Annotated in this window: 22 protein-coding genes; 17 read left to right on the forward strand and 5 right to left on the reverse strand. The window is 66.7% G+C overall.

Features of this window, described 5'->3' with window-relative positions:
• Positions 1 to 37 precede the first annotated feature (37 nt).
• Genes ABID37_RS06570 through ABID37_RS06590 form a run of 5 tightly spaced genes read left to right on the forward strand, consistent with a single transcriptional unit; the run spans position 38 to position 5,793 of the window.
• The gene (locus ABID37_RS06570) at positions 38 to 1,534 is read left to right on the forward strand and encodes a sugar ABC transporter ATP-binding protein (protein WP_354193386.1); all 1,497 of its coding nucleotides are present in this window, start codon (positions 38 to 40) and stop codon (positions 1,532 to 1,534) included.
• The gene (locus tag ABID37_RS06575; protein ID WP_354193560.1) at positions 1,534 to 2,526 is read left to right on the forward strand and encodes an ABC transporter permease; all 993 of its coding nucleotides are present in this window, start codon (positions 1,534 to 1,536) and stop codon (positions 2,524 to 2,526) included. Before ABID37_RS06570 ends, ABID37_RS06575 begins: the two co-directional genes overlap by 1 nt.
• Complete coding sequence (locus ABID37_RS06580; RefSeq protein ID WP_354193388.1) at positions 2,523 to 3,479, forward strand: ABC transporter permease; 957 nt, start codon at positions 2,523 to 2,525, stop codon at positions 3,477 to 3,479. The genes ABID37_RS06575 and ABID37_RS06580 overlap by 4 nt, the downstream gene beginning before the upstream one ends.
• Positions 3,480 to 3,501: 22 nt before the next feature.
• Positions 3,502 to 4,521, forward strand: coding sequence for a LacI family DNA-binding transcriptional regulator (locus ABID37_RS06585; protein ID WP_354193390.1), 1,020 nt, complete (start codon positions 3,502 to 3,504; stop codon positions 4,519 to 4,521).
• Between the two features lie 27 nt (positions 4,522 to 4,548).
• Complete coding sequence (locus tag ABID37_RS06590; protein WP_354193391.1) at positions 4,549 to 5,793, forward strand: Gfo/Idh/MocA family protein; 1,245 nt, start codon at positions 4,549 to 4,551, stop codon at positions 5,791 to 5,793.
• A gap of 17 nt (positions 5,794 to 5,810) precedes the next feature.
• Here ABID37_RS06590 and ABID37_RS06595 read toward each other — a convergent pair whose 3' ends face one another.
• From ABID37_RS06595 to ABID37_RS06605, 3 genes are all read right to left on the reverse strand, one after another.
• Positions 5,811 to 6,119 carry a hypothetical protein gene (locus ABID37_RS06595; RefSeq protein ID WP_354193561.1) on the reverse strand — a complete coding sequence of 103 codons (309 nt, stop codon included), beginning with the start codon at positions 6,117 to 6,119 and terminating at the stop codon, positions 5,811 to 5,813.
• 128 nt (positions 6,120 to 6,247) lie between these two features.
• Positions 6,248 to 6,715, reverse strand: a complete 468-nt coding sequence (locus tag ABID37_RS06600; RefSeq protein ID WP_354193392.1) for a hypothetical protein — start codon at positions 6,713 to 6,715, stop codon at positions 6,248 to 6,250.
• Between the two features lie 77 nt (positions 6,716 to 6,792).
• The gene (locus tag ABID37_RS06605) at positions 6,793 to 7,674 is read right to left on the reverse strand and encodes a LysR family transcriptional regulator (protein WP_354193393.1); all 882 of its coding nucleotides are present in this window, start codon (positions 7,672 to 7,674) and stop codon (positions 6,793 to 6,795) included.
• A gap of 180 nt (positions 7,675 to 7,854) precedes the next feature.
• Here ABID37_RS06605 and ABID37_RS06610 point away from each other — a divergent pair, with 180 nt between their 5' ends.
• Positions 7,855 to 9,351: a CoA-acylating methylmalonate-semialdehyde dehydrogenase gene (locus ABID37_RS06610; protein WP_354193395.1), complete on the forward strand. Its 1,497-nt coding sequence runs from the start codon at positions 7,855 to 7,857 to the stop codon at positions 9,349 to 9,351.
• Between the two features lie 163 nt (positions 9,352 to 9,514).
• On the opposite strand, the gene ABID37_RS06615 is transcribed toward ABID37_RS06610, so the two are convergent.
• Positions 9,515 to 9,937 (reverse strand): VOC family protein, encoded by a 423-nt coding sequence (locus ABID37_RS06615; RefSeq protein WP_354193397.1) that lies wholly within the window; start codon positions 9,935 to 9,937, stop codon positions 9,515 to 9,517.
• Positions 9,938 to 10,144: 207 nt separating this feature from the next.
• Entirely contained in the window at positions 10,145 to 10,807 is a 663-nt protein-coding gene (locus ABID37_RS06620; RefSeq protein ID WP_435521542.1) for a GntR family transcriptional regulator, read from the reverse strand.
• 98 nt (positions 10,808 to 10,905) lie between these two features.
• Between ABID37_RS06620 and ABID37_RS06625 the strand changes: the two genes are divergently transcribed.
• The 11 genes from ABID37_RS06625 to ABID37_RS06675 all read left to right on the forward strand — a co-directional run bounded on the left by ABID37_RS06625 (position 10,906) and on the right by ABID37_RS06675 (position 25,069).
• The gene (locus ABID37_RS06625; RefSeq protein ID WP_354193399.1) at positions 10,906 to 11,799 is read left to right on the forward strand and encodes a dihydrodipicolinate synthase family protein; all 894 of its coding nucleotides are present in this window, start codon (positions 10,906 to 10,908) and stop codon (positions 11,797 to 11,799) included.
• 31 nt (positions 11,800 to 11,830) lie between these two features.
• A complete protein-coding gene (locus ABID37_RS06630; RefSeq protein ID WP_354193400.1) occupies positions 11,831 to 13,096 on the forward strand; it encodes an NAD(P)/FAD-dependent oxidoreductase in 1,266 nt (421 codons plus the stop codon).
• Positions 13,097 to 13,107: 11 nt separating this feature from the next.
• Positions 13,108 to 14,109, forward strand: a complete 1,002-nt coding sequence (locus tag ABID37_RS06635; RefSeq protein WP_354193401.1) for a 4-hydroxyproline epimerase — start codon at positions 13,108 to 13,110, stop codon at positions 14,107 to 14,109.
• 342 nt (positions 14,110 to 14,451) lie between these two features.
• Positions 14,452 to 15,354, forward strand: a complete 903-nt coding sequence (locus ABID37_RS06640; protein ID WP_354193403.1) for a branched-chain amino acid ABC transporter permease — start codon at positions 14,452 to 14,454, stop codon at positions 15,352 to 15,354.
• A gap of 3 nt (positions 15,355 to 15,357) precedes the next feature.
• Positions 15,358 to 16,923, forward strand: coding sequence for a high-affinity branched-chain amino acid ABC transporter permease LivM (livM, locus tag ABID37_RS06645; protein ID WP_354193405.1), 1,566 nt, complete (start codon positions 15,358 to 15,360; stop codon positions 16,921 to 16,923).
• Positions 16,923 to 18,446, forward strand: coding sequence for an ATP-binding cassette domain-containing protein (locus ABID37_RS06650; RefSeq protein WP_354193407.1), 1,524 nt, complete (start codon positions 16,923 to 16,925; stop codon positions 18,444 to 18,446). The genes livM and ABID37_RS06650 overlap by 1 nt, the downstream gene beginning before the upstream one ends.
• A complete protein-coding gene (locus ABID37_RS06655) occupies positions 18,446 to 19,174 on the forward strand; it encodes an ABC transporter ATP-binding protein (RefSeq protein ID WP_354193408.1) in 729 nt (242 codons plus the stop codon). The genes ABID37_RS06650 and ABID37_RS06655 overlap by 1 nt, the downstream gene beginning before the upstream one ends.
• Positions 19,175 to 19,281: 107 nt before the next feature.
• A complete protein-coding gene (locus tag ABID37_RS06660; protein ID WP_354193409.1) occupies positions 19,282 to 19,629 on the forward strand; it encodes a DUF6867 family protein in 348 nt (115 codons plus the stop codon).
• A 256-nt stretch (positions 19,630 to 19,885) separates the two neighbouring features.
• On the forward strand, positions 19,886 to 21,004 hold the full coding sequence (locus ABID37_RS06665) for a branched-chain amino acid ABC transporter substrate-binding protein (RefSeq protein ID WP_354193411.1): 1,119 nt from the start codon (positions 19,886 to 19,888) through the stop codon (positions 21,002 to 21,004).
• Between the two features lie 205 nt (positions 21,005 to 21,209).
• The gene (gene pyc, locus ABID37_RS06670; RefSeq protein ID WP_354193413.1) at positions 21,210 to 24,668 is read left to right on the forward strand and encodes a pyruvate carboxylase; all 3,459 of its coding nucleotides are present in this window, start codon (positions 21,210 to 21,212) and stop codon (positions 24,666 to 24,668) included.
• Positions 24,669 to 24,808: 140 nt separating this feature from the next.
• A complete protein-coding gene (locus tag ABID37_RS06675; RefSeq protein ID WP_183825499.1) occupies positions 24,809 to 25,069 on the forward strand; it encodes a DUF2312 domain-containing protein in 261 nt (86 codons plus the stop codon).
• Positions 25,070 to 25,113: the final 44 nt, after the last annotated feature.

A 25,113-nucleotide genomic window follows, 5' to 3' on the forward strand; every position in this document is an offset into this window, starting at 1 on the left:
GGGTTTCCCTCGCATGCCGCATGATGGCGGCAGGACCATGAGCAGGCTGCAACTCAAGGGCGTCGGCAAGAGCTACGGCGCGACCAGGGCGCTTCGCCACGCCGATCTCGACATCGAGGCCGGCGAGGTGCATGTGCTGATGGGTTCCAACGGCTCGGGCAAGAGCACGCTGTCCAAGATCGTCGCCGGTTCCGTGCGGCCCGATACGGGCGAGATCCTGCTCGACGGCAAGCCGGTTTCCATCACCGGGCCGCAGGCGGCGCGGGCGCTGGGCATCGCCATCTTCTACCAGGAACTGTCGCTGGCCGCGCACCGCACGGTGGCGGAAAACATCTGCCTCGCCGACCTGCCGTCGCGCGGCGTGTTCGTGGACGGCGCGGCGCTGGAAGAGCGGGCAGCACGCTATGCCGCCCTGTTCGACGGCGTGACCGGCGACGGTTTCTCGCTCGACGCCGTGGTGCAGGACCTGCGCGCCGACCAGCGCCAGCTCGTCGAGATCATGAAGACGCTGGCCGGCGAGGCGTCGGTGCTCATCTTCGACGAGGCGACCTCGGCGCTCGACCGGGCGCAGGTGGAGCGCTTCTTCGACATCCTGCGCGATCTGAAAGCGCAAGGACGCTCGATCATCTTCATCTCGCACCGCATGGACGAGATTTTTTCGATCGGCGACCGCGCCACCGTCATCCGCGACGGCGAGATCGTCGGTTCGCGGCAGATTGCCGAAACCACGCCGGCCGAAATCATTTCCATGATGGTGGGTGGCCAGGAAGAAGCAGCGACCGCAGCCGATGCGGCACCGGCCCGGCCGGCGGGTCCGCCGGTGCTGTCGGTGCGCGGCCTGACCGGGCGGGGCTTCTCCGACATCGGCTTCGAGGTGCGCGCCGGTGAAATCCTCGGCTTCGGCGGGCTGCACGGGCAGGGCCAGTCGGCGGTGCTGCGGGCGCTGTTCGGCGCCAATCCGCCGACGGCCGGCAGCGTCGAGCTTGGCGGAAAGCCGCTCCATCCGAAAAACCCGCGCGGGACGATCCGGCAGGGCGTTGCCTATGTGTCGGGCGACCGCTCCCGCGACGGCGTGGTGACGGGTCGCCCGATCCTCGAAAACGTCATGCCGATCCACTATCTGCGCGAGCGCATGGTGCTGGCCAACCCCTCCGCGCTGGCGGCCAAGGCGCTGCCCGCCTTGCGGGCGCTCAAGACCAAATTCGCCGGCCTCGGCCATCCGATCTCGTCGCTCTCCGGCGGCAACCAGCAGAAGGTGGTGATCGCGCGATGGCTGATCGACCGCCCCGCCGTGCTCCTGCTCGACGATCCCACCAAGGGCATCGACCTGTCGGCCAAGGCGGACCTGTTTTCGCTGATCCGCAAGCTGGCCGAGGAGGGCATGGGCATCGTGCTCTATGCCTCGGAGGATGCCGAGCTGCTCGACAATGCCGACCGCATCCTCGTCTTCAACGGCGGCGCGATCCGGCGCGAGCTGACCGGGGCGGCGCGCACCCGCTTCAACCTCTACCAGGCCGCATACGAGGCTGCATGATGGCAAGCATCGAGGCCCCCGCCCGCCCCCGCAGCAGCAGCGCCGTGAAGCGCGCCTTCGAGCGCTATCCCTTCCTGCCGGCGCTGATCATCCTCGTGGTGCTGATCGCGCTCAACGGCTGGTTCCAGCCGCGCAGCCTGTCGCTGGTCGGGGTGACGGGGCTGGTCAAGACCTATCTGGCGCTGATGCTGCTCGCCGTCGCCCAGACCTACGTCATCTATGCCGGCGACATCGACCTTTCTGCCGGCGCCATCGTGTCGCTGGTCAATGTCGTCATCGTCGGGGTGATGGCGCAATGGGGCGGGGATGGCGTGACCATCGTCGCCGCGCTTGCCATCGGGCTGGCGACCGGGCTCGCCTGCGGCATCGTCAACGGCATCGTGGTGGCGGCTTTGCGCCTGCAAGCCATCGTCGCCACCTTCGCCACGTCGATCTTCTTCACCGGGCTGGCGCTCTATATCCAGCCGGTGGCCGGAACGCCCGCGCCGACCGCCTTCTGGCGCACCTATGGCGGGCGCATCCTCGAAATCCCCTTCGTCTTCTATGCGATTATCGTGTTCGCGGTGCTGCTCGCCATTCTGGTGCGCACGCGCCTGTCGCTGCGGCTGCTCGCGGTCGGCGACGGGCAGCAGGAAGCCTATCAGAGCGGCCTGCCGGTGACCGCGATCCGCATGGGCGGCTATGCGCTGTGCGGCGTGTTCGCGGCGCTCGCCGCCTTCTGCATCACCGGCGATACGGCGAGCGGCGACCCGCTGGTCGGCGGCAAGATGACGCTGTTCTCCATCGCCGCCGTGGTGCTGGGCGGCAGCGCCCTTTCCGGCGGCTACGGCACCGTCGTCGGCTCGGTGATCGGCGCGCTGATCATCGGTTTCATCAACTCGCTGGTGTTCTTCGTCGGCACGCCTTCGGAATGGCAGAACCTCGTGCAGGGCGTCGCCATCCTGCTGGCGCTGATGGCCGGCGTGCTGGTCGGGCGGAGGGCGCGGGCATGAGCGCGGTGACCGCCTTCCTCAGGCAGCCGCTGGTGGTGGCCCTGATCCTGATCGCCGTCCTGTTGTGGCTCGGCGAGGCGCTGTCGCCGGGCTTCGCTTCCGGCCAGCAGATCCTGCGCCTGCTCATCGTCGCAGCGCTGCTCGGCATTGTCGCGGCCGGGCAGAACCTCGTCATCCTCGGCGGGCGCGAGGGCATCGACCTGTCGGTCGGCGGCGTGGTGTCGCTCAGCGCCATCATCGCCGGCAATCTGATGGCGGGCGACAATGGCGGCATTCCGCTGGCCATCCTCGCCTGCGTCGTCACCGGCGCGTTCTTCGGCCTGCTCAACGGCATCGGCGTGACGCTGCTGCGCATCCCGCCGCTGGTCATGACGCTCGGCATGCTGGGCGTGCTGCAAGGGCTGCTGGTGGTGGTGCGCCAAGGCATCCCCTCGGGCCGCGCAGCACCTGCGCTGGCTGATTTCGTGTCGCGCACCTTCCTGTTCGGCCTGCCCGGCATTCTGTGGCTGTGGATCGCCATCGGGCTGGTGATGGCCTTCCTGCTCAACCGCACGGTGTTCGGCCACCGCATCTACGCCATCGGCTCCAACGAGCAGGCGGCGTTCATGGCCGGCGTGCCGGTCAAGGCGATCCGCATCGCGCTGTTCGTGCTGTCGGGGGTGTTCGCGGCGATCGCCGGCATCTGCCTGCTCGGCTATTCGGGCTCGTCCTTCGCCAATGTCGGCGAGCAATACATGCTGGCCTCGATCATCGCCGTGGTGTTCGGCGGCACGCCGCTGTCGGGCGGCAAGGGCGGCTATACCGGCACCATGGCCGGCGCCTTCCTGCTGGTCATCCTGCAAAGCATCCTGACCACCGTCAACATCGACGAATCCGGCCGCCAGATGGTGTTCGGGGCCACGCTTCTGGTGCTGATGCTGTTCTACGGCCGCGGCCGCTCGATGAGGGCGTGATGGGGCGGGCGTGACGAAACCCATGACAAGGCGGCCGAAGATCAAGGACATTGCCGAGCGCCTCGGCGTCTCGCCGGCCACCGTGTCGCGGGCGCTGGCCGACACCGGGCTGGTGGCGGAGCCGACGCTGTCGCGCATCCGCGAGGCGGCGAGCGCACTCAACTACCGGCCCAATGTCAGCGCCCGCAATCTGCGCACCCGCCGCTCCATGGCGGTGCTCCTGGTGGTGCGCGACATCGGCAATCCCTTCTATCTCGACGTGGTCAAGGGCGTGGAGGCGGCGGCGCGGGCCGCCGGCTATGCCGTGCTGATGGGCAATGCCGAGAACGACCCCGAGCGTGAGACCGAATATTTCGACATGCTGCGCGACGGCCATGCCGACGGCATGATCCTGATGACCGGCTCGCTGCCCTCGACACCGGACTTTCGCCGCCACCTCTCGCCGGACCTGCCGGTGGTGGTGGCGCTGGAAATGATCGAGGGCGTCGGCTTCCCGCATGTCCAGATCGACAACGAGGCGGCAGCCAGGCAGGCGGTGGAGCATCTGGTCGGGCTCGGCCATCGCCGCATCGCCCATGTCTGCGGGCCGGTGCCGGAGGAGATGAGCGTGCGCCGCCGGGAAGGCTATCGCGCCGCCATGCAGGCGGCCGGCCTGCCCATCCCCGAGGGCTATGAGCAGCGCGGCGACTATCTGCTGCAATCGGGCCGCGACGCCTGCCGCCGGCTGCTGGCGCTGCCCGAGCCGCCCACCGCCATCTTCCTCGCCAATGACGAGATGGCCTTCGGCGCCATCCACGAATTGCGCCGCATGGGCCGCGACGTGCCGGGCGACGTGTCCGTCGTCGGCTTCGACGATCTTTATTTGAGCGAGGCCTTCTTCCCGCCGCTCACCACGGTCGCGCAGCCGCGCGCCGAGATCGGCAGGCGGGCCATGGGCATGCTGCTCGACATGCTCTCCGGCGGGCCTGCGCCGCATGACCCGGTGATCCTGCCCACCACGCTGAAAGTGCGCGGCACCACCGCCGCGCCGAAGATTTCCTGAACAACGCCATTCCTGAAAGGAGCGACCATGACGGAGTTTCCGAAAGCCACGCTGCGGGTCGGTTTCGTCGGCAGCGGCTTCATCGCCCATTTCCATCTGAAGTCGATGCTCGGCGTGCGCAATGTCGAGGTGACGGGCGTCTACAGCCGCAGCGCCGAAAACCGCCAGCGCTTCGTCGATCAGGTGACGGAACTGGGGCTGGGCGCCTGCACCGGCCATGACAGCCTGGAATCGATGTTGCACGCCGACAATGTCGACGCCATCTGGATCCTGTCGCCCAACCACACCCGCCTCGACATCATGCGCACCATCCATGCCGAGGTGAAGGCGGGGCGCAGCAAGGTGTTCGCGGTTGCCTGCGAAAAGCCGCTGGCGCGCACCGTGCGCGAGGCGCGCGAGATGCTGTCGCTGGCCACCGATGCCGGGCTCAACCATGGATATCTGGAGAACCAGGTGTTCTCGACCCCGGTGCTGCGCGGCAAGGAGATCATCTGGCGGCGCGCCGCCTCCACCACCGGCCGGCCCTATCTGGCGCGCGCGGCGGAGGAGCATTCCGGCCCGCATGAGCCGTGGTTCTGGCAAGGCGACAAGCAGGGCGGCGGGGTGCTCTCCGACATGATGTGCCATTCGGTAGAGGTCGCCCGCCATCTGCTGACCGCGCCCGGCGCGCCGCGCAGCTCGCTCAAGATCAAGGCGGTGAACGGCACGGTCGCCAATCTGAAATGGACGCGGCCGCATTATGCCGACCAGTTGCGCGCCCGCTTCGGCGCCGAGGTCGATTACCGAAACCGACCGTCCGAGGACTTCGCGCGCGGCACCATCACGCTGGAGGACGAGGACGGCAACGAGCTGGTGATCGAGGCCACCACCTCATGGGCCTATGTGGGGGCGGGCCTGCGTATCCAGCTCGAACTTCTGGGGCCGGAATATGCGATGGAGTTCAACTCGCTTTCGACCGGGCTCAAGGTGTTCATGTCGCGCGAGGTGAAGGGCTCGGAAGGCGAGGACCTCGTCGAGAAGCAGAATGCCGAGCAGGGGCTGATGCCGGTGCTGGAGGACGAGGCGGGCGTCTATGGCTACACCGACGAGAACCGCCACATGGTCGAGTGCTTCCGCAAGGGCGAGACGCCGCTGGAAACCTTCGAGGACGGGCTGGGCGTGGTCGAGATGCTGATGGGCCTCTACCGCTCGGCCGAGACCGGCGAGACGGTGCGTTTCCCTGCGCCGGAACTGGAAGACTACGTGCCGGTGGTGGCGCGGCGGGGCGCGTAAAGCCCGGGAAAAAGGCTTCAGGCCGAGCCGGCGATACGCATGGTGCGCAGGTCCGCCACCGGCCTGTAGCGAATCGCCGCCATCAGCGCGGTGCACAGCATGTCTGTGTCGGCGCGCTCGTTCGGGCGCCAGTTGCAGGGGCAGGCGTTGGGGCCGGAATGGCTGTCGGCAACCTCGCGGTAGACCTCGCCGACGGCGCGCGCGGCAAGCCGCATCACCGCCATGGGCGGCAGGCCGCTGCGCCCCATGATGCGGCAGAACTCGTTCATGATCGTGATGCGCAACTGGTCCTGCGCCTCGTCCTGGCGTCGTTCGATTTCCACCATGTTGGTCAAGGCCTGCTGCTCCGCTTCTATCCATGCCGCCGCTTGCCGGGCTTTCATATTAAAGTGGATAAAAATAATCAAGATTAAATTTGAAGCGCCGCCTGCGACCCTGAACCTGTCCGCTCCGGTCAGCCGGTCTGGCAGGCGTCGAGCATGGCCTGCACGGCCTCGCCCGCGTCGTAGAGCGGATAGTCCTGCCTGTCGCCCTCGATGGTCAGCGTCAGCGGTCCGGGTGAGGTGAGCAGGCCTTGAAGGCGCGCGTCGAGCGGCGTTTCGCCCTGCAGGATGAACAGTTCGTCCATCAGCAGCCTGGTGCCGGTGGTCGCAAGCGGCACTTCGATGTCGCCGGCCGAAAGCAGCACCGCCACCGCGACGCCGTCTTCGGCATTGGTCGGCTCGTGCTCGATGACCACGGTCAGCGGTGTGCCCGGCCTGTCGCAGCGGAACGAGACCGGCGCATAGCCGCTGTCGGGCGTGCCGTAGATCAGCTCGATGCCGCCTTCGCCGGCCGGCTGCGTGAACCATGACAGGTCTTCCGCCGATGCCGTGCCGGCAAGCGCCAGCCCCAATGTCAAAACTGCGATTTTCGGTCCCACGCCCTTGCCCCTGTTCAGCCCGGGCGGAAAATCTCCGAAAAGCAAGCGGTTGGCAAGGCCGCCGGCCTGTTCGCCTGTCAGGAAAACAGGGCCCGCTCGCGTTCGACGGCCCGGGTGATAAAGCTCGCCACGGCCTGCACGCGGCGCAGCGGCCGCACCGTCTCGTGATAGACCAGCCAGTAGGAGCGGCGGATCGGGGCCACCGCCTCGACCGGCACCAGTTCGGGCATGGAGCGGGCGATGAAGGTGTGCAGGATGCCGATGCCGGCGCCCGAGCGCACCGCTTCGGCCTGCCCCAGCGCGGAGGAGATGGCGAAGGCGGAGCGCCAGTCCGCGCTGAATTCGGCCTCGTAGTCGAGCGAGGGGCTGACGATCAGGTCCGGCACATAGCCGATCAGCGCGTGCTGCGGCAGCTCCGTGGCGTTCTTCGGCAGGCCGTAGCGTCCGGCATAGTCGCGCGAGGCGAACAGGCCGAGCGTATAGTCGACCAGCTTGCCCGCCACCAGCCGGCCTTCCTGCGGCCGCTCGACGGTGATGGCGATGTCGGCCTCGCGCCGCGACAGCGAAAAGGAGCGCGGCACCGGCACGAGCTGGATGGTGAGGTCGCGGTGCTGGCGGGTCAGCTCGCCGAGGCGCTTGGCGAGGAAGGCGACGCCGAAGCCGTCCGGCGCGCCGATGCGCACCGAGCCGGAAATGTCCTCGTCCTCCTCGGCCACCGCCGAGCGGGCGGCGATCACGTCGGCCTCCATGCGCTCGGCGATTTCGAGGAACCGCTCGCCGGCCGGCGTCAGCTCGCTGCCCGTGGTGAGGCGGCGGAACAGTTTTGCCCGCAGCGCCTCCTCCAGCGCGCCGATGCGCCGCGACACGGTGGCGTGGTTCAGCTCCAGCCGCCGCGCCGCGCCGAGGATCTGCCCCGAACGGGCCACGGCGAGGAAGATGCGCACATCGTCCCAGTTCACGGGCTTTTCCTTCCTTCTGGACCAGCAACAGATCCTACTATGCACCAAATAAAGCACGCAACGAGTTCGTTATGCTAAATTTGCACAACGGATGCGTTTCCGCTCGCATTGCCAAGCTTGTCAGGACGGTGAACAATCCGGCCCAATGAAAATCTTGGCATCCATCCAGGGAGTGAGAGCATGATTGAGTACGGCCATTTCATCGACGGCAAGCATGTGAAGGGCGCTTCGGGTCGCACGGCGGACGTGTTCCAGCCGCTCGACGGTTCGGTCCGCGCCAAGGTGGCGCTGGCCTCCAAGGCGGAGCTTGACGCGGCCGTCGCGGCGGCCAAGGCGGCGCAGCCGGCCTGGGCGGCGACCAATCCGCAGCGCCGCGCCCGCGTGCTGATGAAGTTCCTGGAACTGGTGGCGCGCGACAATGACGAACTGGCCGAGTTGCTGGCCCGCGAGCACGGCAAGACCCTTCCCGACGCCAAGGGCGACATCCAGCGCGGCGTCGAGGTGGTCGAGTTCATGCTCGGCGTGCCCCACCTGATGAAGGGCGAGTTCACCGAGGGCGCCGGCCCCGGCATCGACCTCTATTCGATCCGCCAGCCGCTCGGCGTGGTCGCCGGCATCACCCCGTTCAACTTCCCGGCCATGATCCCGATGTGGAAGTTCGCCCCGGCCATCGCCTGCGGCAACGCCTTCATCCTCAAGCCCTCGGAGCGCGATCCGGGCGTGCCGATGCGCCTGGCCGAACTGATGCTGGAAGCCGGCCTGCCCGCCGGTATCCTCAACGTGGTCAACGGTGACAAGGAATCGGTCGACGCCATCCTCGACCATGAGGACATTTCGGCCGTCGGCTTCGTCGGCTCATCGTCGATCGCCCAGTACATCTATGCCCGCGGCTGCGCCAACGGCAAGCGCGTGCAGTGCTTCGGCGGCGCCAAGAACCACATGATCATCATGCCCGACGCCGACATGGACCAGACGGTCGATGCGCTGGTCGGCGCCGGCTACGGCGCGGCCGGCGAGCGCTGCATGGCCGTTTCGGTGGCTGTGCCGGTCGGCAAGGCCACCGCCGACAGGCTGATGGACAAGCTGATCCCGCGCGTGGAAAGCCTCAAGATCGGCCCCTCGACCGATCCGAGCGCCGATTTCGGGCCGCTGGTGACGAAGCAGGCGTTGGACCGGGTGCGCGGCTATGTCGATCTCGGCGTTCAGGAAGGCGCCAAGTTGGCGGTCGACGGGCGCGGCTTCAAGATGCAGGGCTACGAGGACGGCTTCTATCTCGGCGGCTGCCTGTTCGACGAGGTGACGCCCGACATGCGCATCTACAAGGAGGAGATCTTCGGGCCGGTGCTGTCGGTGGTGCGCGCCCATGATTTCGAGGAAGCGGTGCGCCTGCCTTCCGAGCACGAATATGGCAACGGCGTCGCCATCTTCACCCGCGACGGCGATGCGGCGCGCGAATTCGCGGCCCGCGTCAATGTCGGCATGGTCGGCATCAACGTGCCGATCCCGGTGCCGGTCGCCTACTATACCTTCGGCGGCTGGAAGAAGTCCGGCTTCGGCGACCTCAACCAGTACGGCCCCGACGCGGTGCGCTTCTACACCAAGACCAAGACGGTCACCACGCGCTGGCCGTCCGGCGTCAAGGAAGGCGCCGAGTTCTCGATGCCGCTGATGAAATAGCACCGGACGTCGATCTGTCTGCGCGTCCTCGCCTTCGGCTGCGGGCGCGCGGCACGGCGTCAAGGAAGGCACCGAGTTCTCGATGCCGCCGATGAAGTGACGTTGTTCGGCAGATTCCGGCACGCGGCCCCTGCTTCCGTCAAAGCGGGAGCAGGGGCCTTTTTTACAGGCCGAACGTCACCTGTCCGCGATCGTCGATGGTCCAGGCCGGGTTCCAGGCGATTTCCCAGGCGTGGTCGTCGGGATCGGCCACATAGCCGCGGAAGCCGCCATGGGCCGGGGCGTCGGCTTTCCGCAGCAACCTGCCGCCCGCCGCCAGCAGGCGCTGCATGACGGGCTCGACCTCTTCCGGATCGGGCACGTTGTGGGCGAGCGAGAAGGCGCCCGGAGCCAGAAGCCCGGTCCGGTTCATGTCCTGCTCGAGGGCCGGCTTGTTGAATGTGCCGAGGACGAAACCGTTCATCTGGTAGAAGATGATCTCGTCGTTCTCGAAGACTGGGCGCCAGCCGAACCCCTCGACATAGAAGCTGCGGGAGCGGGCGAGATCGGCGATGCCGAGCGTGATGATGGAAATTTGCTGTTGCATGTCCAAGTCCTCTTGTTCGCCCCGCATAATTGCGAAGGCGTTGAAGGTCTTGGGCCGCCGCATGTGCGACGGAAGGACCCGCCTGGAGATTTCGCATTGTGCGGAAACCGCCTCCGGCGGGGGCCGGGCCAACCGCACCGACCTAACCTGTTTCAGACAGGCCGAGGTTCTCACAGCCGGGCGGTGGTGGCAAGGCTGGGGTGATGCTCAGCGGGTGGCGGCGTCCTCGGCCAGGCCGCGCAGCAGGTCCATCAGCCGGTCGGCGTCGGCGGCGGCGGCATCCTCGTCGCCGTCGAGGATCGACTGGATCAGCGCCACATGGTGGGCCGCCGAATCGGCCAGCCCCGTCTGGGCGCGATAGCGGAACCAGAAGCGGCGGCTGTGGGTTTGCAGCGGCGCGGCGACGCGGGCCGCGAAGATGTTGTCCGCCGCCAGCGCCAGCGCCTCGTCCATGGCCTTGTCGGCGGCGAGGAAGGCGAACACGTCGCCGGCGAGGACGGCCTTCTGCATGGACAGCGCCGCGTCATGGAAGCGGTCGGCGGCCTCGCGGGTGACGAAGCGGGCGGCGGAGCGGGCGAGCACCATCTCCACCCCGCGCCGCGCGTCGATGACGCGCAGCCAGTCGCCGGCGTGCAGCGGCGCCACCGCGATGCCGGCTCGCGGCCGCACCTCGAGCAGGCCTTCCCATGCCAGCCGCTGGATCGCCTCACGCACCGGCGTGCGCCCGAGGCCGAGACGGTCGATGAGGGCGCCTTCGGTGACGAAGCTGCCGGGCGGCAGTTCGAGGGTGACGATCATCCGCTCCAGGGCGTGATAGGCCCTGGCGGTGGCGGGTTCGGAGCTGTCGTTCGACGCGGATATCACACGCATCTCCTTGGGCGAGAAATTGATATATCACCAGACCGCACGGCTTGACAGCTCTCAAGTCCACAGATATATCTCAAATATATCAGATGGAGAACAAGGCGATGTGGGCAGGCGTTATTCCGGCGGTTACGACGAAATTTACCGAGGACGACCGCCTCGACCATGCCGAGATGGAACGCTGCTTCAGCGTCCAGATCGACGCCGGCTGTGATGGCATCATCGTCGCTGGCTCGCTGGGCGAAGGGCCGATGCTGTCGCATGACGAGAAGATCGAGGTGTTCCGCACCGCCCGCAAGGTGGCCGGTTCGCGCCCGGTGCTGATGACCGTCAACGAGGCGGCGACCCGCGAGGCGGCGAGTCTCGCCAGGCGCGCGGCGAAGGAGGGCGCCGACGGGCTGATGATCGTGCCGAGCCCGATCTACCACACCAACCCGAAGGAAACGGTCGACGCGCTGAAGGCGGTGGCGAGCGCCGGCGGCCTGCCGGTGATGATCTATTCCAACCGTATCGCCTACCGGGTCGACGTCACCGTCGACGACATGGAAGAGCTGGCCCGCGACGACCTGTTCGTCGCCATCAAGGAATCCTCCGACGACATCCGCCGCTCGACCGAGATCATCAACCGCTTCGGCGACCGCTTCGATCTGTTCACCGGCGTCGACAATCTGGCCTTCGAGGCGCTGTCGGTGGGCGCGGTCGGCTGGGTGGCCGGTCTGGTCGTCGCCTTCCCGCGCGAGACGGTGGCGATCTACCAGCTCATGAAGCAGGGCCGCCGCGAGGAGGCGCTGGCCATCTATCGCTGGTTCCGGCCGCTGCTTGACCTCGACGTCTCCACCTATCTGGTGCAGAACATCAAGCTGGCCGAGGTCCACGCCATCGGCTCCAGCGACCGGGTGCGCATGCCGCGCCAGCCGCTGTCCGGCGAGCGCCGGGCCGCGGTCGAAGAGATCATCAAGGCGGCGATCGCGGTGCGCCCCGAATTGCCGAAGTTCTGAGGAAAGGGGCAATGCCGGGGCGGAGGATTTCATGAACCAGCCTTCCGCTCCCCGGCCATCGTCGCCTCATGTCGGCATCGTCGGGGGCGGCATCGTCGGCATCGCCGCGGCGGCCTGCCTGGCCGAGGCGGGGTTTTCCGTCACCGTCTTCGACCGCACCGGCATCTGCGAGGAAACCAGCTCCGGCAATGCCGGCGCCTTCGCGTTCTCGGACGTGCTGCCGCTGGCCCAGAAGGGCATGATGCGCCACCTGCCGCGCTGGCTGGCCGATCCGCTCGGGCCGCTTTCCATTCCGCCCGCATATCTGCCGACCCTCCTGCCTTGGCTGTGGCGCTTCTGGCGGGCGGGCGCGCCGTCCCGCTACGAGGCGGCGCTGTCGGCGCAGGCGGCGCTGATGCAACTGGCCGAGCGCGAATGGGCGGGCCTGATGCAGCGTTCCGGCACCCTGCCGATGCTGCGGGAGGAGGGCTCGCTGGAGCTTTACGAGAGCGAGGCCGAATTCCGCGCCGCACTTCCCGGCTGGGCGGCGCGCGACCGCTTCGGCATCACCTACCGCCATGTCGAGGGCGCGGAACTTGCCGGGTTGCAGCCGGGCCTGTCGCCCCGCTTCGTCAAGGCGACCTTCGTGCCCGGCTGGAAGACGGTCGCCGACCCGAAGCTGCTCGGCAAGGCGCTGTGGGCCCATGCCGAGCGCCTCGGCGCCCGGTTCGAGAACGGGCTCGTGGAGGGCGTCGAGACGGTTGGCGAAGGCCCCGCCATCCTGCTGCGAGGCGGGGAGCGCCGGGCATTCTCCAAGGTGCTCATCGCGGCGGGCGCCTGGTCGCATCGGCTGGCCGCCGGCCTCGGCGATCGCATCCCGCTGGAAACCGAGCGCGGCTACAACACGACGCTGCCGCCCGGCGCCTTCGATGTGCGCCGGCAGATCGTCTTCCCGGCCCATGGCTTCGTCATCACGCCGCTCGACACCGGCCTGCGCATCGGCGGCGCGGTGGAACTGGCGGGGCTGGAGCGGCCGCCCAACCATGCCCGTTCGAAGGCGCTGCTGGCCAAGGCGCAGCGTTTCCTGCCCGGCCTCGATCCGCGCGGCGGGCGCGAATGGATGGGCTTTCGCCCGTCCCTGCCCGATTCGGTGCCGGTGATCGGCCGGTCCGCCCGCTCGCCCGACGTGTTCTATGCCTTCGGCCACGGCCATCTCGGCCTCACCCAGGCGGCGGCCACGGCCAGGCTTGTGCGCGGCCTTGCCGAGGAGCAGTCTCTTCCCATCGACCTCGCACCCTTTTCGCCCCAGCGCTTCTGACGGAGGAACATATGGCGCGTCACTCCTTCTTCTGCATCGACGGCCACACCTGCGGGAACCCCGTGCGGCTGGTCGCCGGCGGCGGACCCCGGCTGGAAGGCAACACGATGATGGAGCGGCGGGCCCATTTCCTGGCCGAATATGACTGGATCCGCACCGGGCTGATGTTCGAGCCGCGCGGCCACGACATGATGTCGGGCTCCATCCTCTATCCGCCGACGCGCGACGATTGCGACGTCGCCATATTGTTCATCGAGACCTCGGGCTGCCTGCCCATGTGCGGCCACGGCACCATCGGCACCGTCACCTTCGCGGTCGAGCATGGGCTGGTGCGGCCGAGGGTGCCGGGCGTGCTGCGCCTCGACACGCCGGCCGGGCTGGTGGTGGCCGAGTATCGGCAGGTCGGCGACCATGTCGAGGAGGTGCGCATCACCAACGTGCCCTCCTTCCTCTATGCCGAAGGGCTCGCGGTGGAGTGCCCGCAACTGGGCAGGCTCACGGTCGACGTCGCCTATGGCGGCAATTTCTACGCCATCGTCGAGCCGCAGGACAATTACCGCGACATGGCGGACCACACGGCCACGGACCTCGTCGCCTGGAGCCCGGTGCTGCGCCAGCGCCTCAACGAGAGCTACAGCTTCGTCCATCCGCAGAACCCCGGCATCGACCGGCTCAGCCATATCCTGTGGACCGGTGCGCCGCAGCACCCGGAGGCGCATGCGCGCAACGCCGTGTTCTACGGCGACAAGGCCATCGACCGCAGCCCCTGCGGCACCGGCACCTCGGCGCGCATGGCGCAGCTCGCGGCCAGGGGCCGCCTCAAGGCGGGTGACGACTTCATCCACGAATCGATCATCGGCTCGCTGTTCAAGGGCAGGGTCGAAAGCGAAACCGAAGTGGCCGGCCGGCCGGCGATCGTGCCCTCCATCGGCGGCTGGGCACGCATGACCGGCCTCAGCACCATCTTCATCGACGAGCGCGATCCCTTCGCTCACGGATTTGTGGTCAGATAGGTGCGGGATGCGGCAGCCGGGCTGTGAGGAGAGGCGATCGGCGCGCTCTTGACCAAAGTCAAGACGCAAGGATCACCCAATATTGATGTTGATGTTAAGTTTTTCTTGCATGAATGGCGTATAAAAGCTCGGAAACGTCAATGACATTGCATTGGGCCGATGCTAGGTTCCGCCCTGACCTACCGACAGGATGCATCTCCCGCGATCAAAGGCAATCTCATCCCAAAGTCGCGCAACAGAACAAAAATTGGAGTTGCAATCCGGACTTGAAACCGTACCACTAGGGGAAATACGAGAAGGAATGCGCCCGATCCGGCGACATTCCAGGGGAGCGGCTTAAATATGCAATATTTCATCCAGCAGCTTATAAACGGGCTGACGCTGGGATCGATCTATGGCCTGATCGCGATCGGCTATACGATGGTCTACGGCATCATCGGCATGATCAACTTCGCGCATGGCGACATCTTCATGGTGGGTGCCTTCACTGCGCTGATCGTGTTCCTGATCCTCGGCGCGATGTTCTATTCGGTGCCGGTGGCCGCCGCCCTTCTGATCATGATGATCATCTCCATGCTGCTGGTCAGCCTCTACAACTGGGTGATCGAGAAGATCGCCTACCGCCCCTTGCGCGGCTCCTTCCGGCTGGCGCCGCTGATCACCGCCATCGGCATGTCGATCGTGCTGTCGAACTTCGTCCAGGTCACCCAGGGCCCGCGCAACAAGCCGATCCCGCCCATGGTGAGCCAAGTCTACAACATCTACGGCATCTCGGTCTCGCTGAAGCAGATCATCATCGTCGTGGTCACCGCGCTGCTGCTGGTCATCTTCTGGTACGTGGTCAACAAGACGGCGCTGGGGCGGGCCCAGCGCGCCTGCGAGCAGGACCGCAAGATGGCCGCGCTGCTCGGCATCAATGTCGACCGCACCATCTCCATCACCTTCATCATCGGCGCCTCGCTGGCCGCCGTCGCCGGCACCCTGTTCCTGATGTATTACGGCGTGGTGGTGTTTTCCGACGGCTTCGTGCCGGGCGTGAAGGCCTTCACCGCGGCGGTGCTGGGCGGCATCGGCTCCATTCCCGGCGCCGTGGTCGGCGGCCTCGCCATCGGCTTCATCGAGAGCATCTGGTCGGCCTATTTCTCCATCGACTACAAGGACGTGGCGGCTTTCTCGATCCTCGCCATCGTGCTCATCTTCATGCCCTCCGGCATTCTCGGCCGGCCGGAAGTCGAAAAGGTCTGACCCATGGCCATCGCTGAAACAACCAAGACCGCCGGCACTGCCAATGTCGCTGCGGGGCTGCGCGAGGCTTTCTACGCCGCCGTCATCGCCTTCTTCATGTTCGTGCTTCTGGTCGGGGTGAAGACCGACCAGAACATCCATAACGAGCTGGTGCTGGTGCCGCGTCCCTACCTGCTGGCCGGGCTGGTGGTGCTGGCGGCGGTCGTGCGCTTCGTGCAGGTCGTCTACCTGACGCCGTTCCTGGCGGCGCAGAAGGTGGCCGACGTCAAGACCGGCCTGCTTCCGACCAGCGTGGCGCTGCGCGTCTTCAACACGCGCAACCTCGTCATCGGCGTGATCCTGGCCTGCGGCCTGCTTTTGTTCGGGACGAGCCTGCAGGCGGCCGTGGGCCCCTATTGGGGCGCCTGGCTCGGCCTGCTGCGCGCCGCGGCCATCATCTATGTGATCGCCTGGGGCATCTTCTACTTCCGCAGCTTCATCAGCGCCTATTCCTATTCGCTCGGCTTCACTGTGCTGGTGCTCTATCCGATCGTCATGGTGTCGCTGTTCGGCTTCCAGGGCTCGCTGAAGTGGGTCGACAATTTCGGCATCCAGATCCTCATCTATGTGATGCTGGCCTGGGGCCTGAACATCGTCGTCGGCCTCGCCGGCCTGCTCGACCTCGGCTATGTCGCCTTCTACGCCGTCGGCGCCTATTCCTATGCGCTGCTCGGCACCCAGTTCGGCTGGTCGTTCTGGATCCTGCTGCCGGCCGCCGGCGCCATGGCGGCGATGTGGGGCATCATCCTCGGCTTTCCGGTGCTGCGCCTGCGCGGCGACTACCTGGCCATCGTCACGCTCGCCTTCGGCGAGATCATCCGGCTGGTGCTGATCAACTGGCGCGAGGTCACCAACGGCGCCGCCGGCATTTCCGGCATTCCGAAGGTCAGCTTCTTCGGCGTGATCTCGTTCAACGTCTCCGACCCGAACTACATCGCCAAGGTGTTCGATATCGCCACCTCCGGCGCCTACTACAAGATCTTCCTCTACTACCTCATCCTGGCGCTGTGCATGCTCACCGGCTATGTCACCATCCGCCTGCGCCGGCTGCCGGTCGGGCGCGCCTGGGAAGCCTTGCGCGAGGACGAGATCGCCTGCCGCTCGCTCGGCATCAACACCACCACGACCAAGCTCACCGCCTTCGCCATCGGCGCCATGTTCGGCGGCTTCGCCGGCTCCTTCTTCGCCGCGCGGCAGGGCTTCGTCAGCCCCGAATCCTTCATCTTCCTGGAATCGGCGATCATCCTCGCCATCGTGGTGCTGGGCGGCATGGGCTCGCTCGGCGGCATCGCGGTGGCCGCCGCGGTGATGGTGGGCGGCACCGAGATCCTGCGCGAGATGCAATTCCTCAAGATGATCTTCGGGCCGGACTTCACGCCCGAGCTCTACCGCATGCTGCTGTTCGGCGCCGCCATGGTGATCGTCATGGTGTGGAAGCCGCGCGGATTCGTCGGCAGTCGCGAGCCGACCGCCTTCCTGAAGGAACGCAAGGCTGTCTCGGGTTCGTTCACCAAGGAAGGGCACGGCTGATGAATGCGACGACCCCTGCAGCGATGCCGATCCTCCAGGTCGAGCATCTGTCGATGAAGTTCGGCGGCCTGGTCGCCATCGGCGACCTGTCCTTCGACGTCCGGCGCGGCGAGATCACCGCGCTGATCGGCCCCAACGGCGCCGGCAAGACCACGGTGTTCAACTGCATCACCGGCTTCTACAAGCCGACCGAGGGCATGATCCGCTTCACCGGCCGGGCGGGCAACGAGTTCCTGCTGGAGCGCATGCCGGACTTCCAGATCACCGCCAAGGCCAAGGTGGCGCGCACCTTCCAGAACATCCGGCTGTTCTCCGGCATGACGGTGCTGGAGAACCTGCTGGTCGCCCAGCACAACAAGCTGATGAAAGCCTCGGGCTACACCATTCTCGGCCTGTTCGGCGTCGGCGGCTATCCGCAGGCGGCTGCCGAATCGATCGAGAAGGCCAAATACTGGCTGGACAAGGCCGACCTGACCCAGCGGGCCGACGATCCCGCCGGCGACCTGCCCTACGGCGCCCAGCGCCGGCTGGAGATCGCGCGGGCCATGTGCACCGAGCCGGAGCTGCTGTGCCTCGACGAGCCGGCGGCCGGCCTCAACCCCAAGGAGTCGCTGGCGCTCAACGCCCTGCTCAACGACATCAAGGCCAACACCGGCACCTCGATCCTGCTGATCGAGCACGACATGTCGGTGGTCATGGGAATCTCCGACCACATCGTGGTGCTGGAATATGGCCGCAAGATCTCCGACGGCACGCCGGAGGAGGTGCGCACCGATCCGCGCGTCATCGCCGCCTATCTCGGCGTTGACGACGAGGAGGTCGAGGAAGTGCTGATCGAGGTCGGCGACGAGGAGGTCATCGAGCAGCTCGATACCGGCCCCGACACCGAGCATGGGCCGGAGGCGTCGGCCTCGATGCTGGCCGGGCCGGTGAGCGACACGGTGGTGCACGGCAATGGCGAGCGGGTGACGGTCGAGAAGGGCGCCGGCAAGGCCGAAAGGGCCGGGACGGCAAAGCCGGCCGCCGCCACGCCTGTCGTGAGCAAGCCTGCCGCCAAGGCGGCAAAGCCGGCCAAGGCACAGCCTGCTCCTGGGCCGAAGGCCGAAACGCCGGTGAAAGCCTCCAAGCCGGCCGGTGCGGCGAAAACCGGCAAGGCAGGCCCTGCGGCCAAGGCCGCGTCCGCCGCTGCACCCGCGACGAGCACGCCTGCGAAGGCGAAGGCCGCTCCGGCATCGGGCAAGGCGGCCGGAATCTCCAACCGGCTGCCGGCGCCGCGCGGCGGCAAGGCCGACGACCTCCAGCTCGTCAAGGGGATCGGCCCGGTCAACGAGAAGAAGCTCAATGCCCACGGCATCTATCACTTCGACCAGATCGCCGCCTGGAAGAAGGCCGACATAGCGGCCGCGGAAGCCTATCTGGCCTTTGACGGCCGCATCGCCCGCGAAGACTGGATCGGCCAGGCCAAGGCGCTGGCCAGAAAGGCCGCATCCGCACCGGCAACCAAGCGCGGGGGGCGCAAGTAATGTCCAAGGCACCGCTGCTCGACGTCAAGCGCGTCGAGACCTTCTACGGCAACATCCAGGCCCTCAACAGCGTCGATGTGAGCGTCAACGAAGGCGAGATCGTCGCGCTGATCGGCGCCAACGGCGCCGGCAAGTCGACGCTGATGATGACCATCTTCGGCACGCCGCGGGCGTCTTCCGGCATGATCACCTTCGCCGGCACCGACATCACCCGCCTGCCGACCCACGAGATCGCCCGGCTGCGCATCGCCCAGTCGCCGGAGGGGCGGCGCATCTTCCCGCGCATGACCGTGCTGGAAAATCTGCAGATGGGCGCCAGCCTCGACAACCTCAAATATTTCAACGAGGACGTGGAGAAGGTGTTCGCCCTGTTCCCGCGTCTCAAGGAGCGGCTCAGCCAGCGCGGCGGCACGCTCTCGGGCGGCGAGCAGCAGATGCTGTCGATCGGCCGCGCCCTGATGGCCCGGCCGAAGCTGCTTCTGCTCGACGAGCCGTCGCTGGGGCTCGCCCCGCTGATCGTCAAGCAGATTTTCGACGCCATCCGGGAACTGAACCGCACCGAGGGCCTTACCGTGTTCCTGGTCGAGCAGAACGCCTTCGCCGCGCTCAAGCTCGCCCATCGGGGCTATGTGCTGGTCAACGGCCGGGTGACGATGAGCGGCAGCGGCAAGGAGCTGCTGGCCGATCCGGAAGTGCGCGCGGCCTATCTGGAAGGCGGCCGCCACTAGGACAAGGCCGGCCGGCGGGCTTCGGCCCGGCGCCGCGCCGGAAACACTGGAAGAACGCGTTATGCGGGCGCCCGGGGCGGCGTCCCGCAAAGTCGGGAGGCAGCATCATGCAGGGCATTCTCTACGAGGAACCCTCAATCTGGCAGTTCTTCTTCGTCACCTGCCTGCTCGGCGGCTGGGCGGCGTGGATGACGGGGCGGGCCTGCGCGCAGACCTGGCGGCCGCCGCTGGCGCTGTTCTTCTATCTGATGGGCCTCGGCCTTGCCGTGCGCTTCATCCATCATGCGCTGTTCAACGGCACCATGTTCAGCCCGCAATACTATCTCGTCGACACCGTCGTGCTGATGGTGCTGGGTTTCCTGGGCTACCGCTACACGCGCACCAACCAGATGGTGACCCAGTACAGCTGGCTCTACGAGAAGGTGTCGCCGCTGAGCTGGCGCTCGAAAGGCTAGGATCGGTCGGGAACAGGGCGGGCGGATGCCGGTAAATTCCATGCCAGCGCAGGCGGTTGGGACGGGTTCGATCCGGGCCGGAACGGCAGCGGCGGCCCGGCTGCCGCGCCTGGAAGCTACTGCCGCAACGGCATTTCCGCCAAAGATGAATCGACGTGACAACTGCCTGGAAATAGGCAAGGTTGGCTTTCTGCGAGATGGGTGGGCATCGCATGAAAGTATAACTGTCGCCCACTCTGGAAATGGGAGCGTATAAATGAAGAAGTCACTCTTGTCCGCCGTGTCGCTCGGCGCGCTGCTGATCTTCAGCGGTTCCGCCTGGGCGGATGTCCTCATCGGCATCGGCGCACCGATCACCGGTCCGAACGCCGCCTTCGGCGCCCAGATTCAGCGGGGCACCGAGCAGGCCGTGGCCGACATCAACGCCGCCGGCGGCATCAATGGCGAGCAAATCAAGGTGTCGATCGGCGATGACGTGTCCGACCCGAAGCAGGGCATTTCGGTCGCCAACAAATTCGTCGCCGATGGCGTGAAATTCGTGGTCGGCCACTTCAACTCGGGCGTCTCGATCCCGGCCTCGGAAGTCTATGCCGAGAACGGCATTCTCGAAGTTACCCCGGCCGCCACCAACCCGGTCTTCACCGAGCGCGGCCTGTGGAACACGATCCGCGTCTGCGGCCGTGACGACCAGCAGGGCGAAGTGGCCGGCGCCTACATCGCCGAGAACTACAAGGACGCCAAGATCGCGGTGATCCACGACAAGACCCCCTACGGCCAGGGCCTTGCCGACGAAACCAAGAAGGCGCTCAATGCCGCGGGCTTCCAGGAAGTCATGTATGAAGGCGTCAACACCGGCGACAAGGACTTCTCGGCGCTGATCGCCAAGATGAAGGAAGCCGGCGTGACCCTGATCTACTGGGGCGGCCTGCACACCGAGGCCGGCCTGATCATCCGCCAGGCGTCGGACCAGGGCCTGAAGGCGCCGCTGTTCTCGGGCGACGGCATCGTCTCCAACGAGCTGGCCTCGATCGCCGGCGACGCGGTGCAGGGCACGCTGAACACCTTCGGCCCCGACCCGCGCAAGAACCCGGCTGCGCAGGAAGTGGTCGAGAAGTTCCGCGCCGGCGGCTTCGAGCCGGAAGCCTATACCCTCTACGCCTATGCCTCGACCCAGATCATCGCGCAGGCCGCCGCGGCGGCCGGCTCGAACGATCCGCAGGAAGTGGCCAAGGCGATCCGGGAAAAGGGCCCCTTCAAGACCGTGCTGGGGGAACTGTCCTTCAACGAGAAGGGTGACCGCACCGACGCCGACTATGTCGTCTACGAATGGCGCAAGGGCGACGACGGCAAGTACAACTACTTCCAGCTCGACTAGAGCCTTGCAGCCGGACGGAACGCCCGGCGCTGCACAGATGCGACCAGCAGGCTCTTCGGCCTGACGACCAAGGGCCCGGCGTGCAACGCCGGGCCTTTTTGCATGTTTCATGCATTTGCCGCCTCACGCAGCGTCATTCCTGTTTGCGATGCAGCATTTTCGCGGTAATCATGCGCCGCCTTCTTCCAGACAGCGGAGTGTGTCATTGGCCATCACGAAGATCCTCGTCGCCAACCGGTCTGAAATCGCCATCCGCGTGTTCCGCGCGGCCAATGAGCTCGGCCTCAAAACCGTGGCCATCTGGGCGGAAGAGGACAAATACGCGCTGCATCGCTTCAAGGCCGACGAGAGCTACCAGGTGGGGCGCGGCCCGCATCTGGCGCGCGATCTCGGGCCCATCGAAAGCTATCTGTCGATCGAGGAGGTGCTGCGCGTCGCGAAGCTTTCGGGCGCCGACGCCATCCATCCGGGCTACGGCCTCCTGTCGGAGAGCCCCGAATTCGCCGACGCCTGCGCGGCCGCCGGCGTCACCTTCATCGGCCCCAAGCCGGAGACCATGCGCCGGCTCGGCAACAAGGTGGCGGCGCGCAACCTCGCCATCGAGGTGGGCGTGCCGGTCATCCCGGCCACCGATCCGCTGCCCGACGACATCGAGGCGGTGAAGGTGCTCGCCGCCGAGATCGGCTATCCGCTGATGCTCAAGGCGTCATGGGGCGGCGGCGGGCGCGGCATGCGCGTCATCCGCTCGGAAGCCGAGCTTGCCCGCGAGGTGATGGAGGGCAAGCGCGAGGCCAAGGCCGCCTTCGGCAAGGACGAGGTCTATCTCGAAAAGCTGATCGAGCGGGCCCGCCATGTAGAAGTTCAGATACTGGGCGACACGCATGGCAATGCCGTGCATCTGTTCGAGCGCGACTGCTCGATCCAGCGCCGCAACCAGAAGGTCGTGGAGCGCGCGCCGGCCCCCTATCTCAGCGACGAGCTGCGGCAGGAACTGTGCGGCCACGCGCTGAAGATCGCCCGTGAGACGGATTATGTCGGCGCCGGAACGGTCGAGTTCCTGCAGGACGCGGACACCGGCAGGTTCTATTTCATCGAGGTCAATCCGCGCATCCAGGTTGAGCACACGGTCACCGAGGAGGTGACGGGCATCGACATCGTCAAGGCGCAGATCCACATCCTCGACGGCCATGCCATCGGCACGCCGGAATCGGGCGTGCCGGCCCAGCAGGACATCCACCTGCAGGGCCATGCCCTCCAGTGCCGCATCACCACGGAAGACCCCGAGCAGCATTTCATTCCCGATTACGGCCGCATCACCGGCTATCGCTCGGCCGCCGGCTTCGGCATCCGCCTGGACGGCGGCACCGCCTATTCGGGCGCCATCATCACCCGCTACTACGATCCGCTGCTGGTCAAGGTGACGGCTTCGGGGCGCACCCCGGACGAGGCGATCCAGCGCATGCACCGGGCGCTGCGCGAATTCCGCATTCGCGGCGTCGCCACCAACCTCACCTTCCTGGAAGCGATCATCACGCATCCGAAATTCCAGGACAATTCCTACACCACCAAGTTCATCGACACGACGCCGGAACTGTTTACCCAGGTGAGGCGGCAGGACCGCGCCTCCAAGCTGCTCACCTATCTGGCCGATGTCAGCGTCAACGGCCATCCCGAGACGCGCGGCCGGCCGCAGCCGAAGACGGGCATGGCCGAGCCGATGGTGCCATGGTTCACCGGCCCGATCCCCGAAGGCACCCGCAACCGGCTGGACGCGCTGGGACCGGAGGGCTTCGCCAAATGGATGCGCGCCCAGAAGCAGGTCCTGATCACCGACACCACCATGCGCGACGCCCACCAGTCGCTGCTGGCGACGCGCATGCGCACCCATGACATCGCCCGCATCGCCGGCACCTATGCGCGCGCCCTGCCGCAACTTCTGTCGCTGGAATGCTGGGGCGGCGCCACCTTCGACGTCGCCATGCGCTTCCTGACGGAAGACCCGTGGGAGCGTCTGGCGCTGATCCGCGAGGCGGCGCCCAACATCCTGCTGCAGATGCTGCTGCGCGGCGCCAACGGCGTCGGCTACACCAACTATCCCGACAATGTCGTCCAGCATTTCGTGAAGCAGGCGGCCGACGGCGGCGTCGACCTGTTCCGCGTCTTCGACTGCCTGAACTGGGTCGAGAACATGCGCGTCGCCATGGACGCGGTGATCGCCGAGGGCAAGCTGTGCGAGGCGGCGATGTGCTACACGGGCGATATCCTCGATCCGTCCCGCGCCAAATACGACCTCAAATATTATGTGGCACTGGCCAAGGAACTGGAGGCGGCCGGCGCGCATATCATCGCGGTCAAGGACATGGCCGGCCTGCTGAAGCCGGCTGCAGCGCGGGTGCTGTTCAAGGCGCTGCGTGACGAAACCGACCTGCCGATCCATTTCCACACGCACGACACTTCCGGCCTTTCGGCGGCGACCGTGCTGGCGGCGGTGGAAGCGGGCGTCGATGCCGTCGAAGGCGCCATGGACGCGTTTTCCGGCACCACCTCGCAGCCCTGCCTCGGCTCCATCGTCGAGGCGCTGAAGGGCGGCGAGCGCGACCCGGGCCTCGACACCGAATGGATTCGCAAGATCTCCTTCTACTGGGAGGCGGTGCGCAACCAGTATGCGGCCTTCGAGAGCGACCTCAAGGGACCGGCCTCGGAGGTCTACCTGCACGAGATGCCCGGCGGCCAGTTCACCAACCTCAAGGAGCAGGCGCGCAGCCTGGGGCTGGAAACGCGCTGGCACGAGGTGGCGCAGGCCTATCACGACGTCAACCTGATGTTCGGCGACATCGTCAAGGTGACGCCGTCCTCCAAGGTGGTGGGCGACATGGCGCTGATGATGGTCAGCCAGGAACTGACCGTCGCCGATGTCGAGAACCCGGACCGCGACATCGCCTTCCCGGATTCGGTGGTGTCGATGCTGCGCGGCGACCTCGGCCAGCCGCCCGGCGGGTGGCCCGCGGCCTTGCAGAAGAAGGCGCTGAAGGGGGCCAAGCCGATCGCCGTGCGGCCGGGCTCGCTGCTGGCGGCGGCCGATCTGGCGGCGGGCAGGAAAGAGGCGGAGGAGAAGGTCGGACGCACGCTTTCCGAGCAGGAATTCGCGTCCTGGCTGATGTATCCGAAGGTGTTTTCCGATTTCGCCGCCGCGCAGGAAACCTACGGTCCGGTCTCCGTGCTGCCGACGCCGACCTACTTCTACGGCATGAAGCCGGAGGATGAGATCTTCGTCGACATCGAGAAGGGCAAGACGCTGGTCATCCGCTGCCTTGCCGTGGGCGACGTCGACGACAAAGGCATGGTCACCGTGTTCTTCGAGCTGAACGGCCAGCCGCGCCGCGTCAAGGTGCCGGACCGGGCGCATGGCGCTTCTGCCGCCAAGGCGCGCCGCAAGGCCGAACCCGGCAACGACGCCCATGTGGCGGCGCCGATGCCCGGCGTGGTCTCCACGGTCGCCGTGGCGGCCGGCCAGGGCGTCAAGGCGGGCGACGTGCTGCTCTCCATCGAGGCGATGAAGATGGAGACGGCGCTGCATGCCGAGCGCGACGGCACGGTGGCCGAGCTGCTGGTGCGTTCCGGCGACCAGATCGACGCCAAGGACCTGCTGATCGTCCTCGAATGAGTGTCAGCAGATCGTTTGCGGGGCCTGAACGGGCCCCACAAACCGCTTGACCCGCCCAAGCCTGTCGGGCATCGAACCGGGCTGAATTTGCGGCCCGGCTTGCCGAGTCGCCGCTAACCAGAAACGATACGGAGAAAATCATGGCCGACGAGATCACCGAAACCAGCAACACCGTGGCCGCCGGCCAGCTGCGGGCCTTCATCGAGCGCATCGAGCGTCTCGAGGAAGAGAAGAAGACCATCGCCGACGACATCAAGGAAGTGTTCGCCGAGGCCAAGGGCACCGGCTTCGACACCAAGGCGATGCGCACCATCATCCGCCTGCGCAAGAAGGACCAGGCCGAACGCGAGGAGGAGGAATCCATCCTCGACCTCTACAAGGCTGCCCTCGGCATGGTGTGACCGGTCTTTCGGACACCCAAAAGAAAATCGCCCTGAAGCAGCGC

It is taken from the genome of Aquamicrobium terrae (assembly GCF_040545735.1).
Lineage (GTDB): Bacteria > Pseudomonadota > Alphaproteobacteria > Rhizobiales > Rhizobiaceae > Mesorhizobium > Mesorhizobium terrae_A.